This is a genomic window from Streptomyces sp. NPDC002935 (assembly GCF_040611295.1).
Taxonomy (GTDB): domain Bacteria; phylum Actinomycetota; class Actinomycetes; order Streptomycetales; family Streptomycetaceae; genus Streptomyces.
The window spans coordinates 20,448-33,683 of sequence record NZ_JBEXNW010000003.1 but is presented as its reverse complement, the minus strand read 5'-3'; the positions used below and the strand labels follow the sequence as shown (position 1 = coordinate 33,683).

Annotated in this window: 11 protein-coding genes; 3 read left to right on the top strand and 8 right to left on the bottom strand. The window is 70.8% G+C overall.

The genetic code is table 11. The features are described 5' to 3' along the window. Positions 1-147 precede the first annotated feature (147 nt). The 6 genes from ABZX90_RS04230 to gap form a co-directional block, all read right to left on the bottom strand. On the bottom strand, positions 148-927 hold the full coding sequence (locus tag ABZX90_RS04230) for a pyridoxamine 5'-phosphate oxidase family protein (protein WP_351120129.1): 780 nt from the start codon (positions 925-927) through the stop codon (positions 148-150). Between the two features lie 18 nt (positions 928-945). Next, positions 946-2,016, bottom strand: coding sequence for a zinc-dependent alcohol dehydrogenase family protein (locus tag ABZX90_RS04225; protein ID WP_351120127.1), 1,071 nt, complete (start codon positions 2,014-2,016; stop codon positions 946-948). A 276-nt stretch (positions 2,017-2,292) separates the two neighbouring features. Beyond that, positions 2,293-2,802, bottom strand: coding sequence for a flavodoxin domain-containing protein (locus ABZX90_RS04220; protein ID WP_355201349.1), 510 nt, complete (start codon positions 2,800-2,802; stop codon positions 2,293-2,295). A gap of 16 nt (positions 2,803-2,818) precedes the next feature. Next, entirely contained in the window at positions 2,819-3,550 is a 732-nt protein-coding gene (locus ABZX90_RS04215) for a CBS domain-containing protein (protein WP_355201347.1), read from the bottom strand. Positions 3,551-3,562: 12 nt separating this feature from the next. Continuing rightward, positions 3,563-6,274, bottom strand: a complete 2,712-nt coding sequence (locus ABZX90_RS04210) for a GNAT family N-acetyltransferase (RefSeq protein ID WP_355201345.1) — start codon at positions 6,272-6,274, stop codon at positions 3,563-3,565. A 309-nt stretch (positions 6,275-6,583) separates the two neighbouring features. Continuing rightward, positions 6,584-7,597: a type I glyceraldehyde-3-phosphate dehydrogenase gene (gap, locus tag ABZX90_RS04205; protein WP_351120119.1), complete on the bottom strand. Its 1,014-nt coding sequence runs from the start codon at positions 7,595-7,597 to the stop codon at positions 6,584-6,586. 606 nt (positions 7,598-8,203) lie between these two features. Here gap and ABZX90_RS04200 point away from each other — a divergent pair. Further along, entirely contained in the window at positions 8,204-9,280 is a 1,077-nt protein-coding gene (locus ABZX90_RS04200; protein ID WP_351120117.1) for a nitroreductase family protein, read from the top strand. On the opposite strand, the gene ABZX90_RS04195 is transcribed toward ABZX90_RS04200, so the two are convergent. After that, entirely contained in the window at positions 9,249-10,511 is a 1,263-nt protein-coding gene (locus ABZX90_RS04195; RefSeq protein WP_355201343.1) for an extracellular solute-binding protein, read from the bottom strand. The two genes, ABZX90_RS04200 and ABZX90_RS04195, sit on opposite strands and share 32 nt — an antisense overlap. 217 nt (positions 10,512-10,728) lie before the next feature. Between ABZX90_RS04195 and ABZX90_RS04190 the strand changes: the two genes are divergently transcribed. After that, positions 10,729-10,944 (top strand): dodecin, encoded by a 216-nt coding sequence (locus tag ABZX90_RS04190; RefSeq protein ID WP_266764246.1) that lies wholly within the window; start codon positions 10,729-10,731, stop codon positions 10,942-10,944. A 96-nt stretch (positions 10,945-11,040) separates the two neighbouring features. Here ABZX90_RS04190 and ABZX90_RS04185 read toward each other — a convergent pair whose 3' ends face one another. Beyond that, positions 11,041-11,532: a hypothetical protein gene (locus tag ABZX90_RS04185; protein ID WP_355201340.1), complete on the bottom strand. Its 492-nt coding sequence runs from the start codon at positions 11,530-11,532 to the stop codon at positions 11,041-11,043. Between the two features lie 292 nt (positions 11,533-11,824). Between ABZX90_RS04185 and ABZX90_RS04180 the strand changes: the two genes are divergently transcribed. Continuing rightward, entirely contained in the window at positions 11,825-13,228 is a 1,404-nt protein-coding gene (locus ABZX90_RS04180; RefSeq protein ID WP_355201338.1) for a glycoside hydrolase family 43 protein, read from the top strand. The last annotated feature ends 8 nt before the right edge of the window (positions 13,229-13,236 follow it).

Below are 13,236 nucleotides of genomic sequence, written 5' to 3'. Positions count from 1 at the left end.
CGGTACAGCGCTTCGGCCACAAGCGACGCCTCTGCCTGTGGCAAGACAGCAATCGGGGCCAGGTCTCATCGGCCTCAGCTCGGCCTCAGCGGTCTCCGGAGAACGGAGAAGGTCACTCCTTCCTGGTGTCGGGGCGCGGCGCCCGTATCACCGCACCGCGATCCGGCGTCCGCTGATCCGGTCCTGCTCGACGCGTACCCACAGGTCGCGCTCTTCGCCGCCGGCCCAGGGACGGCTGTAGGCGAGAGCGTCGAGCCGGCGCCTGATGTCGGGGTCGGTCACGGCCTGGGCGCTGCCCTGGACAAGTACGCTCCAGCCCTGGCTGAGGGCCTCGTCGACGTGATCGACCTGGAAGGCGACAGGGGATCCGACCGCTGCCGCAATCACCGAATCCGGCGCGGTCCTGAAGACGATCGCGCCGTCGATGACGCTGTAGTTGACGGGAAGGATGACAAGGCCGTCCTCGGTATCGGTGGCGAGCCTTCCGACGCCGTGCGTGGACAGTCGTGCAAGGCAGTCCTCGGGGCCGAGTTCGATCAGTTCGGAGTGCCCGGCGGCCTGGCCGAGGCCCGGCGGCAGGTCGGCCTCGCCGCCGTACAGGGCGGCGACGCTCGTGTCGAGGGCGTCCGCGAGCCGGATCATGACGCCGGCTCCGGGCGTCGCCGTGGACTGTTCTTCCAGGTACTGGAGGTAGCCGGCAGCGGTGCCCGCGCGGGCGGCCGCGTCGTCCCGGGTCAGGCCGAGTTCCTCGCGCCGCGCGGCGATACGCCGCCCGATGTCGCCCGGTGCCGCCGCGGGCGAAGCCGCCGTGCGGACCGTCGGCTGCGGTGTCTCCCTGATGTCCGGTGTCGCGACCGACATCGCCCCGGCTGTGCCCTCGTCCTGCGGTGTCCCGCTGGGCATGCCCCTTCGTGTCTGTTCGGACATGGCCTTCGCTTCCTTCCGTCAGGGCGTCCTGACCGTCAGGGCGTCGTGCCGCGGCTCGCCCAGGACCACCTTGAGCGCGCCGGTGTCGGCCGCCCGTGCGAAGACGTCGTACGCCTCTTCCATGTGGTCCAGCGGGAACGTGTGGGTGATGAGTGAGGCCGCCGGGAGCCGGCCGGCGGCCATCATGCGCAGCAGGGTGGGGGTGGAGTGGGTGTCGACCAGGCCGGTGGTGATCGTCACGTTCTTGATCCACAGGCTTTCGAGGTGCAGGGTCGCGGGCCGGCCGTGCACGCCGACGTTGGCGACGTGTCCGCCGGGCCGCACCATGCGCGTGCACATCTCGAAGCTCTCCGGGACGCCTACCGCTTCGACGACGACGTCGGCGCCGAGCCCGTCGGTGAGGTCGGAGACGAGTTGCTCGGCCTCCTCACCCGCCATCGCGACAGCGTCGGCGCCAAGACGCTTGGCGGCGTCGAGACGGGCCGGAGCGAGATCGACGGCGATGATCTTCTCCGGCGAGTAGAGGCGCGCCGTCGCGATCGCGGCGAGCCCGATGGGCCCCGCTCCTACGACGGCGACGGCGTCTCCAGGGCGTACCCGCCCGTTGAGCACGCCGACCTCATAGGCGGTGGGGAAGATGTCGGCCAGTAGAACCGCGTCCTTGCTGTCCACGGCTCCGGGCAGGAGGTACGTGGACAGGTCGGCGTGCGGGACGCGGACGTACTCGGCCTGCGTGCCATTGATCAGGTGGCCGAGGATCCAACCGCCGCCGCCGCGGCACTGGCCGTATGCGCCCTCCCGGCAGAAGCGGCAGCGGCCGCACGCCGTGATGCAGGAGACCAGGACACGATCGCCCGGTCGGACCGTGCGCACATCGCTGCCGACCTCGACGATCTCACCGACGGCCTCGTGGCCGAGGACCGTGCCAGGAGTCACCTCCGGCACGTCGCCCTTGAGGATGTGCAGGTCGGTGCCGCAGATGGTGACGGTGTCGACCCGGACAATGGCGTCGGTGGCCTCCTGAATACCGGGATCCGCCACGCTCTCCCACGCGGACTTTCCCGGGCCGTGGAACACGAGTGCCTTCATGACGATCCCTTCACGTCGCGACGTGACCTGGTGGTTCCAGCCTGACCCCTGCGGACGCCTCACGCATGGGCCGGTCGGTCCCCACCGCGGGACCGGGCGGCCCCTGCCGCCCCATGAGGGCGCCGCGAACCCCAGGGCTGCTCATGGCACACCCCGATCCGGACGCTCAGTCGTCCGGGACCACCGCGACCGGTGCGGCGGAGCGGTTCAGCGCCGCGTTGATCCTTCAGCGGCCCGCTCCGCCCTCGTGCGACAGCACCCCGCTCAAGGCCGGCGTCAGCCTTTCCGAACGCCTGTCGTCAGCACGGTGCAGATGTCTGCCGCCCATGCCTCGATCTGCTCGAAGTCTCGGAAGTCGCCGCCTTTGCCGGAGGAGACGATCTTCCGGGCGATGAATCCCTTCGCCCCCTCTTCGAGGCACCCGCCGAACGTGACGTGTTCCGTCACGTCGAGCCGGTGCATCGCCCGCTTCACGCCGGGCACGGGCGGGATGTCGCGTTCCGAGGCAGAGGCGTCGAGCGGGCCGCTGCTGAAGAACCACAGGGGGAGCCCGGCGAGCGCGCGGCCGTGCCGGCGCACGAAGCGGCGCGCGTCCTTGTGCCAGCGCCCCGCATACAGGCCGCCACCGACCACGACGGCGTCGTACGGCTCAACGCTCGTCACGGAGCGGGCGGGCACCGCCTCGGCGGACATCCCCTCCTTGCGCAGGACCTCGGCGACGGTCTCCGCGATCCGCGCCGTGGATCCGTTGGTCGTCCCATAGGCGACCAGAACGTTGCTGAGCATGGTGGTACGCCTCCTCTCACAGCTTCCGCAGCCAGTCCTCGGTCACTCCGTGCACGGCCGGCTCGTCCGGGCGCAGGTGTGCGTCGTCGAAGCGATAGGTGAGCTTGTCGACGACGCTGACAGCCCCGTCGATCCGGCGGCTCATGGCGACCGCGATCTCCGCCTCGCTCCGGCGCTCCACGTGGCCGTCGAGCGTGATCACCCCCTCGTGGACCGTGACCGTCACGATCTGCGGTGTCAGCCACAGCGACCGCACCAGGACCTCGTCGATCACCTCGGAGCGGATCTCCCGGTCCGGGCGCAGGAAGACCTGGAGCAGGTCGCGGCGGGTCACGATGCCGACGAGCCGGTCCTCCTCGTCCACCACCGGCAGCCGCTCCACCCGGTTCTGAGCCATGGTCCTGGCGGCTTCGGCGATGGTGTTCTCCGCGTAGACGGTCACGGGCGGTACGGACATCAGCTGTCCGGCGGTACGGGCTCGCGCCTTGGCCGCCTGCCGACGGGCACCGCGGGTCGGCAGGACGAGCCGGAAGCGGCGATTCGGCGCGTACGGGTCGGGGGTCTGTGCCTGCCGGGCGAGGAGATCGGACTCGGAGATCACCCCGATGACCTTCTCGTCCTCGTCGACGACCGGCAGCCCGCTGATGCGGTGGCCGGCGAGCAGCCGTGCCACCTCCTTGAAGGGGGCGCCGTACGGTGCCCGGACGACGTCCGTCGTCATCACGGATCCGACTTTGTCATGCTTCATGTCCGTTCCTCCTCAGCGCAGTCGGCGCAGATAGGGGTCCTGCGCGCGGCGCGGCAGCAGGCGGACGCGTGCGTCGAGCACGCTGACCGCGCCGGGGGTCGCGAGGACGGGGTTGAAGTCGGCCTCGGCGAGCTGTGGAAGATCGCTCGCCATGCGGGACAGGCGCAGCAGCACCCGTTCCAGACCTTCGAGGTCCACCGGTCCGGCGCCATGTGCGCCGAAGAGCAATGGTGCGCAACGCGGCGAGGTGATCAGGTCGTGGACGTCGTGGTCGGTCAGAGGGGCGAGGCGGGCCGCGTGGTCGGCCAGTACCTCCGTCGCCGTACCGCCGAGGCCGAACAGCACGAGGGGTCCGAAGACCTCGTCCTGGACGACCCCGGCGAACAGTTCGGTGCCGCGCGCGGCGAGCGGCTGGACGACCACTCCGGTCAGGAGTCCGGCGAACCGGGTCTCGAAGTCCCGGAAAGCGGCGCGTACTTGGGCGTCGCCCTGGAGGTCGAGGTGCACGGCGTTCTGTTCGCTCTTGTGGAGCACGCCGGGCCAGTGCGCTTTCATGACGACGCGGCCGTCGGGCCCCCGCAGCCGTTCGGCGGCGATGACGGCGTCGTCCTCGGTCTCGGCCCAGGTCCAGTTCAGTTGCGGAACGCCGTAACAGGCGAGCAGTTCCGCGCAGGTGCGGGGGTCGAGCCAGCCGCCGTCGGGGTGTGCCGCGAGGAAGGTCTCGGCGACCGTCCGGGCGCGCCCGGTGTCGATGTCCGGGAGGTCGGGGACGGTTCCGGCGGGCCGGCTCAGCCAGGCCGCACGGTGGGCTGCGTGGGCCAACGCCCGTGCCACCGCGCCCGGTTCGGAGTACGACGGAATGGTGCCGCCGTCCGCGGCGGGCAGCAGCTCGACCGGCAGTGCCTGCTCCAGTCGTACGACGGCGACCGGACGCTCCCGTCGAGCGGGCCCGTCGGTGAGCGCGCGGACCAGATCGTCGCCGGTCGCCGTGGCGACGGCGGTGGGAACGAGGGCCACCAGGACCGCGTCGATACCCGGGTGCCGGGCGACCCGCTCCACGCAGTCCCGGAGCTGCTCCTCGCTGACGGCCGCGGTGGCGTCGACGGGGTTGCCCACGGCGGCGCCCTCCGGCAGCACACCGAGCAGGTCGTCCATCAGCGCAGATGTCAGGACCGGGAGGGCGAGTCCGGCCTCCGCGCAGGCGTCGGCGGCCAGGACGCCCGCGCCGCCCGCGTTGGTGACGATCGCGACGCGGCTGCCGGTCGGCAGCGGCTGGGCGTGCAACAGGGCGGCGGTTTCCAGGAGTTCGCCCACGGAACGGGTGGCGGTGATGCCCGCCTGGGTGAACAGCGCCTGCCGGGTCATGGTGCGGGTGGCGGCGGCCGCGGTGTGCGAGGCGGCGGCACGGCGGCCCGCGTCGGTGCGGCCCGCGTCGACCGTGAGGACGGGCATCCGCCGGGTCACCCGGCGGGCGGTGCGGGAGAACGCGCGGGGGTTGCCGAACGACTCCAGGTGCAGCAGGGCGAGGTCGGTGCGGCCGTCGCTCTCCCACCACTGGAGCATGTCGTTTCCGCTGACGTCGTACTTGTCGCCCAGCGAGGCGAAGGAGGAGACGCCGATGCCGAGCCGGGACAGCCCGTCGAGCAGCGCGATACCGACGCCGCCCGACTGCACGGCGACCCCCGCCGTCCCGGGGCGCGGGTGCCCGGCGGCGAACGTGGCGTCGAGGGCGAGTTCCGGGTCGGTGTTGGAGACACCGAGGCAGTTCGGCCCGACGAGCCGCATGCCGTACGTGCGGCACGCGTCCAGCAGTCCCCGGCCCTGGTCCGCGTCCAGCCCGGCCGTCACCACCAGCAGCGCCCGTACGCCGGCCTTGCCGCACTCCTCGGCGGTGGCGGGCACGGCGGCGGCCGGGATCGCGAGGACCGCGAGGTCGGGGACGCGGGGCAGGGCACTGACCGAGGGGTAGGACGGCACGCCGAGGATCGAGTTCACGCCGGGGTTCACGGCGAACAGCCGCCGGGTGAAACCGCCCGCGTGCAGATGGTGCAGGAGGGCCCGGCCCACCGATCCCGGCCGGCGTCCCGCGCCGATCACGGCCACGGTGTCAGGGCGCAGCAGCGGCTCCAGGCTCGCCACGTCGGCTCCCTTGCCGCGGGTCTCGACGGCCGCGAGGTAGGTGTCGTCCTCGGCCAGTTCGATGGTGCAGCGCACTTCTGGGCCCTCGAAGTGCCGGGACGTGCGCAGGCCGAGGTCGGCGAAGAGCCGCAGCACCTCGTGGTTCTCGGACAGCGCGTCGGCGGTGAAGGTGCGGACGCCCGCCTGGCGGGCGGCGGAGACCAGGTGCTCCACGAGCAGGGTGCCGACGCCCCGGTGGTGCAGCCCGTCGGCGACTGCGATGGAGATCTCGGCCGTGCCGTCACCGCTCTCGTCCCCGGTCTCGCCCCCGGTCTCGTACTCGGCGAGACCGATGACCTGGCCCTGCGTCTCGGCGAGCAGCGCCCGGTAGCCGGTCCGCGGCGGGGCACAGGCCCTGTCTGCGGCCATCTCGGCGGAGCGGTGGCTCGCGGCGAAGAACCGGAGGCGGAGGTTGTCGGGGGACATCTCCTCGTACAAACCGTGCAGTTGCTCGTGGTCACCGGGCAGCACGGAGCGTATGCACACCGTGGTGCCGTCCTGGAGCAGGGCGTGCGTCAGGGGGCGGTCGTGGTCGTCGTCCGTCATCACTGGCCTCCTCGAAACCTGTCGACACTTCGATCATCCAGCGATCCAGGGGCCGGCCCCAGGGGCTGACCGGGTGCACCGCATGGGCCGGTCGGCCCCGATCCGGTATTCAAGAAGCGCAAGGCAGGGGCATCGACCGCGCCAGAAGCCGCTCTTGCTCCGGAGGCAGTTCAGAAGCACGCCGGGCTCGCTCCCTCTGGAGGGAGCGAGCCCGGTGTCTCGGGTCCGTGGGTGTGCAGGATTCGCCCGGGCCCGCGGTCACCGTGTGCTTGGCCGGTGCCGCATGGGGCCATCGCCTGCGGGTGTACGTCAGTCGTCGGCGACCAGCGCGGTGAGGTCGAGCAGGCGGTTGGTGTACCCCCACTCGTTGTCGTACCAGCCGAAGACCTTCGCCAGCGTTCCGTTGGCCTGGGTCAGGGCCGGGTCGAAGATGCAGGACGCCGGGTCGCCGATGACGTCGCGGGAGACTATGGGCGCCCGCGAGACACGGAGAAAACCCTTCAGGGGACCCTCTGCGGCCTCGGCGAAGGCGGCGTTGATCTCGTCTGCCGTCACTTCGCGGCGCAGCACCACCGCGAGGTCGGTGAGCGAGCCGTCCTCGACGGGCACGCGGACCGCGATACCGTCCAGGACTCCGGCCAGCTCGGGCAGGACCAGTCCGACGGCGCGGGCGGCGCCCGTACTGGTCGGGATGATGCTGAGCGCCGCCGAGCGGGCGCGGCGCAGGTCCTTGTGCGGGCCGTCCAGCAGGGACTGGTCGTTGGTGTAGCCGTGGATGGTGGTCATCACGCCGCGCTCGATCCCGAAGGCTTCGTGGAGCACCTTGACCATCGGGGCGACGCAGTTGGTGGTGCAGGAGGCGGCCGACACGATCCTGTCGGAGGCGCGGTCGTAGGTGTCGTCGTTGACGCCCATCACGATGGTGGCGTCCGCGTTCTTGCCGGGTGCCGACAGCAGCACCGTGTGGGCGCCGCTCTTCAGGTGCAGGGCGGCGCTGTCCCGGTCGCGGAAGCGGCCGGTGGACTCGATGACGATGTCGGCGCCGTTGTCGGACCATTGGAGGGCCGCCGGGTCCCGCTCGGCGGTGACGGCGATGCGCCGGCCGTCGACGGTGATCGAGCTGTCGTCGTGCAGCACCTCGCGCCCGAGACGTCCGAACGTCGAGTCGTACTCAAGCAGGTGGGCCAGGGTGGCGGGCGGCGCGATGTCATTGATCGCGACCACCTCGACGTACTGGGTGCCCGCCTCGGCTCGGTCCAGTGCCGCGCGCAGATAGGTGCGGCCGATGCGGCCGAAGCCGTTGATACCGACGCGTACGGTCATGACGTTGAACTCCTTTGCAGGGTGAGGGTTTCAGCACATATTCAGTCGGCGGACTCGGGATGTGGCCGGTGCGAGAGCGACGCCGACACCGAGCAGACCGGCCGAGACCCCGGCCTCACCCGGCGCCTGGGCCGAACGGGTCCTGCGCAGCGACGGGAAGCGGAACCCTGCACGCTGATGGGTGCTCGTGGACTGCCATCGGGTGACCCCCTTCGGAAGAAGGACGATGCCGAGCTGGTACCCGACACGGATCACTCTCCCGACACGGAGCACGCCGTGCCCGGATGCCGAAGGGCCGTGCCCTTTGGGCTGAACGGCCCTATCCTGCAACCCGGTTGGTCCCACCGATCCGGGCTGGACCAACCTGTACGGCCTGTTGGTCCGACTTCGTCCGCACTTCACCCGGGAGGAGAGAGCAACTGCCTCTCCCTCGTGCCGGGACGGCCGCCACCCCCACCGGGTGCCGGGCGTCCACCGCGGTGCCGAGAACCTCGTGCCCGCACAGCCCAGGACGTGGGGCCGGTCGGCCCCTTAGCAACCTCCGCCCGTGACGGCAGTCTGAGGAGATCCGCACGCTCACAGCACCTCGTCCGGCAGGAGGTCCTCATGTCTTCGACCTATCCGGACTCGTCGACGCTGGAGACTCTCATCTCGGCCGCCATCGCGGCACCTTCGATGCACAACACACAGCCGTGGCGCTTCCGTCTCGCCGACGAGTCGCTCACTGTGGAAATACACGCGGCCCCCGCGCACGGGCTGCCCCGCGAGGATCCCCAGGGCCGGGGTCTGCACATCGCCACGGGCGCGGCCCTGTTCAATCTGCGGGTGGCGGTGACGCACCTCGGCTGGAAGCCGGTCTCGCGACTTCTCCCCGATCCCCACGACCCCGGGTTGCTCGCCTCCGTCCGGCTCACGCAACAGGCGAGCCCTCGCGCACTGCACGCCGGCGACCTGTACGAGGCAATCTGGCGCCGGCACAGCAGCCGGTTCCCCTTCCATGACGAGGCAGTGCCCGGCAGCGTCATGAACGACCTCGTGGAAGCCGCTCAACTCGAAGGCGCCAAGCTGACCGTGACCGCCCCACGCGAGGCGGAGCGGCTGCTGCGGATCACTGCGGAGGCGGAGCACCGAAACCACTGCGACCCTTACCGCAGCGCCGAAAGCCGCCGCTGGACGAGCCGGGCCGAGGCGGCGGACACGGGCATCCCGTCCGCCGCCCTCGGACCGCAGGACGCCTTCGAACGACTGCCCATGCGCGACTTCTCCGCACAGCGCTCGATGGAGCGGTTGCCTGCCCGACCGTTCGAGCGCACTCCTACCCTGGTCTCGTTGGCCACGGGGCACGACAGGCGCTCCGACTGGCTGCGCGCCGGTCAGTCACTCCAGCATGTGCTCCTGGTCGCGACCACGCACGGTCTGCGGACCTCGCTCCTCCACCAGGCGCTGGAGTGGCCCGACTTACGCGACGAACTGCGCAGCCCGACAGCGTCCTTCGACCACGTCCAGATGCTTATCCGTCTCGGTTACGGCCCGGAGGGCCCTGCTACTCCCCGCCGCTCGCCACCCACGTTCCTGGACGTCGACGGGGCTGCCCGTCATCAGGGCCGATACGCCCCATCGGGCGCACCTCCATCAGCCACGGCCCCGTCCCTCACGTCCCGTCGGCCGCCAGGATGTCCGTGATGCGGCCGGAGGCGCGCCGGGCCTCCGTCGCCGGGTCGGCTCCGCCGAGGATCTTCGTCATGCAGTCCTTGATCGGGTTGTCGGCCTCGACGGCGGCCCACTGGGGTGAGGACGGGGTGGCCCGGCCCTGCGCGGCGCCCGCCGCCATGGCCGCGACACCTTCCTCACCCGCCACGGCGTCGGCGAGCGTCGTCTTGTTGGGGACGTAGTTCATCGTCCGGGCCAGCTCGGTCTGCCACTTGGCGCCGGCGAGCGCGGCGATGACGGCCGTGGCGCCGTTGCGGTCGTCGGTGTTCTGGGGCACCACGAGGTCGGAGCCGCCGGTGAAGACCGCGCCGGGCTTCGCGGCCGTCTTGCCGGGGACCGGGAAGAAACCGATCTTGTCCTTGAGGTCCGGGTTCGTCCGCTCGATGGCCTGGACGAGTCCGGGCACGGCCACGATCTGGGCGACCCGGCCCTTGGCGAACACCCCTGACTGCGGCGGGTGTTCCTCGTCGGCGTCCACGGGTCCTTCGCCGAGCGCCTGGAGGCGCCGGTAGAAGTCCATGCCGCGCAAGGCGGCAGGCGTCCCCAGCGTGCCCTCCCAGTTCCCGGAGCCCGACTCCTCGGCGAGGTCGCCGCCCTCGTCCCAGATGAATCCGGAGAGGGTGTACCAGTCCTGCCCGGCCAGGTAAATGCCTTGCCTCCCACCGGTGTTGAGCCGCTCAGTGTCCGTGAGCCACTGCTCGCGGGTCTTCGGCGGCTGCTTGATGCCGGCGCCGGCGAACAGGTCCTTGCGGTAGATGACGACACGGTTGGCGGCATACCAGGGGACGCCGAACTGGTGGGTTCCGAACCGGCCGGGTTCGGCGAGGCCCGGCAGCCAGTGGTTCATGCCCCAGTCGCGCATCGACTCGAGGGTCATGTCGCTCAGGCCGCCCCCGTCGACGTACTGCGCGACCTGGGTGTTGCCGACCTCGATGACGTCGGGCGCGGCCTTGTCGTCCCGCTTCAGCGCCGCCTGGACCTTCTCACCGATCCCGGTCCACTCCTGGATGCGGATGTCGAGCCGGAGGTCGCTGTGCTTGTGCTCGAAGTCCTCGGTGAACCGCTTCAGGAATTCCTTGGAGGCGCTGTCCTTCATCAGCCACACCGTGACGGTCCTCCGGTGCGCGCCGCTGCCCGGCAGGGCGCCGCAGGCGGTGAGCAGGGAGGCGGTGACACAGACAACGGCGAGGAGTCGACGTTTCACGAGGGTCCTGTTCTGTCTTGCGGACAGGGGCAAGGGGCCCGACGTGGGGGAACGAGCCGGTCGCTCGCACGGGTGTCTGGAGTTTGGTATGGACCAATCAGCCCCGTCAAGGGCCCGCCGTCACCCGGGCCACCCCTGTCGTCTCGCGGAGCGCCACGCCGTGGGGCACCGTGGAATGACGCCTGGCACTCGCGCCACGGCGGAGAGGAGCAGCCGCATGTCCGACCACACCTACCGGGTCACCGAGATCGTCGGGACCTCCCACGAAGGCGTCGACCAGGCCATTCGCAATGGGATCACCCGGGCCTCGCAGACCCTGCGCAACCTCGACTGGTTCGAGGTCACGCAGGTCAGGGGCCAGATCGAGAACGGGCAGATCGAGCACTACCAGGTCGGCCTGAAGCTCGGCTTCCGGCTGGAGGACGCCGACTGACGCGCCCTCCGCCCACAGGCCCGCCTTCCGGCGAGGCCCTCCTCGGATCCGCTCCCGGGTGAAGCCCCCTCGGCCCGCCTCCCGGCGAGCGCGCCCTCAGGTCCGCCCCTCCCGCCCCTGCGCGTCCTTCAGTGCCGCCGACGTGGCCGCCCACCGTGCCCGTACGACCTTGAAGCCGGCCCGCTCCGCGTCCACGCAGACGAGTTCGTCGTCGTCGACGAGGACGCGGACCTCCCGGTCGCGGGCCAGGCGGCGAAGGATCTCCAGCTTGGTGCGGCGGGCGGGCCTGCGGTCGTCGTTGCGCCGCATCCAGATGCGCCCCTCGGGCAGTCCCTGCGCGGCCAGCCAGTCCACGGTGTCGCGGCGGCACCGCTCGGGACGGCCGGTCAGATAGACCACCTCGCACTCCTGAGCGTTCTTCAGCGCCAGCGCGACGCCCTCCGCGAGCGGCGGGTCCTCGGACGCCGCCGCGAAGAACGCGTCCCAGTCCCGCGGCTGTCGCTCCAGAAACCGCTGCCGGTGCGCGGTGTCCGCGAGGGTGCCGTCCAGGTCGAACACGGCGATCGGCCTGCTTGTCCGCTCCTTCACGCGGCCCAGCCTAGACAGCGGCGGCACCGACATCGAGCGCGCCTCGATGCCCGGCCCGCGCGAGAACACGCTCAACTTCCGCCTCGACAGGCCCTGTTCACACCACCCAGCAAGCCCTTACCGTAATGCCTCGCACAGCATGTCGCACAGCATTCGGTATTTCGAACAGGAGAGGCGCGGTGGAGGGACACCACCGCCCCGCTCTTCGGCATGCGGAGGTCTTGGTGAACCCCCTCCGTCTGTGGTGAACCCCCTCGCGCAGGCCCCGTGACCCATCCGAGGAGAGCCGCACATGACCACACCCGACACGGCGTCACGTCCACCGCAGCCGTCCCGCCGGAGCCTGCTCCGCGCGCTGGCCGCCCTGCCCGCGACCGCCCTCGTCCTGGGCGAACTGCCGGGGCTGCTCGGCACCGCCACGGCCGCGGCACCCGCCCGGGGCCGCGCGACCCGCTACACCATCGTGCCGTTCCTCAACAGCGACGACGGCACCGTCAACGTCTACGAGTCGGACGACGCGACCGACTTCCGGCTGCTGAAGGCGTCCGCGTACACGCCGCCGAGCAACCGGATCCGCGACGCCAGCGTGTTCAAGCACACCGACGGCTCCTACTACGTCACCTACACCACGCACACCTGGCAGGACGTCAGCACCACCATCGGATTCGCCCGCAGCTCGGACCGGGTCAACTGGACCTTCCTGTACGACTACACGGTCCCGGTCGCCGGCCTGTCCCGCGCCTGGGCACCCGAGTGGTTCGTGGACAGCGACGGCAGCGTGAACATCATCGTGTCCTGCTCGGTCACCAGCGACGAGTGGATCTTCACGCCTTATCTGCTGAAGGCAACCAACTCCGCGCTGACCGCGTGGAGTTCGCCCGTGGCACTCGCGGGCATCGGCTCGAACCACATCGACACCTTCATCGTGAAGGCCGGGTCGACCTATCACGCGTTCACCAAGAACGAGACGACGAAGTACATCGAGTACGCGACCGCGTCCGCCCTCGCCGGCCCCTACACGATCCGGCGGACCGGCGACTGGGCGGGCTGGGGCGGTACCCGTGAGGGGCCGGCGCTGATCCAGCTCGACAACGGCGGTTGGCGGATCTTCTTCGACGGCTACGGCGACGGCAGTTACTACTACAGCGACAGCTACGACACCTTCGCCACCTGGAGCGCGCCGAAGAAGCTGCCGGGGATCTCCGGCACCGCCCGCCACTTCACCGTGGTCAAGGAGACGGTCTCCGGCGGGCCCAGTCTGTCCACGGACATCACCAGGTCGTTCCGGTCGGGCAACTACACCACCCGGTACTGGCAGGAGCAGTCGGCGCTGCTCAACCTCCCCGTGGTGAGCGCCTCCAGCACCACCGCCGAGAAGCAGGCGTCCGCCTTCACCGTCGTGGCGGGCCTCGCCGACGCCAACGGCTGCTCCTTCAGGGACGCGGCCGGCAACTATCTGCGGCACTACGACTTCCGCGGCCGTTTCGACGCGAACGACGGGACCGCGACCTTCGCCAAGGACGCCACGTTCATCGCCCGGACGGGTACGCCCAGCGGCTCCCTGCGCTTCGAGTCGTACAACTACCCCGGCTACTACCTGCGCCACTACAACTACCAGCTCCGTATGGACGTGGCCGACGGCACCGCCCTCTTCCGCCAGGACAGCTCCTTCGTCCCCGTCACGGCCTGGGCCTGACCCCGCAT

What these genes read in the sequence shown, in the direction of transcription:
- ABZX90_RS04200 (WP_351120117.1), top strand. Translation starts at nt 8,204, where the DNA reads ATGTCTTCGACCTATCCGGACTCGTCGACGCTGGAGACTCTCATCTCG.
- ABZX90_RS04210 (WP_355201345.1), bottom strand. Translation starts at nt 6,274, where the DNA reads ATGACGGACGACGACCACGACCGCCCCCTGACGCACGCCCTGCTCCAG.
- gap (WP_351120119.1), bottom strand. Translation starts at nt 7,597, where the DNA reads ATGACCGTACGCGTCGGTATCAACGGCTTCGGCCGCATCGGCCGCACC.
- ABZX90_RS04180 (WP_355201338.1), top strand. Translation starts at nt 11,825, where the DNA reads ATGACCACACCCGACACGGCGTCACGTCCACCGCAGCCGTCCCGCCGG.
- ABZX90_RS04225 (WP_351120127.1), bottom strand. Translation starts at nt 2,016, where the DNA reads ATGAAGGCACTCGTGTTCCACGGCCCGGGAAAGTCCGCGTGGGAGAGC.
- ABZX90_RS04215 (WP_355201347.1), bottom strand. Translation starts at nt 3,550, where the DNA reads ATGAAGCATGACAAAGTCGGATCCGTGATGACGACGGACGTCGTCCGG.
- ABZX90_RS04190 (WP_266764246.1), top strand. Translation starts at nt 10,729, where the DNA reads ATGTCCGACCACACCTACCGGGTCACCGAGATCGTCGGGACCTCCCAC.
- ABZX90_RS04220 (WP_355201349.1), bottom strand. Translation starts at nt 2,802, where the DNA reads ATGCTCAGCAACGTTCTGGTCGCCTATGGGACGACCAACGGATCCACG.
- ABZX90_RS04230 (WP_351120129.1), bottom strand. Translation starts at nt 927, where the DNA reads ATGTCCGAACAGACACGAAGGGGCATGCCCAGCGGGACACCGCAGGAC.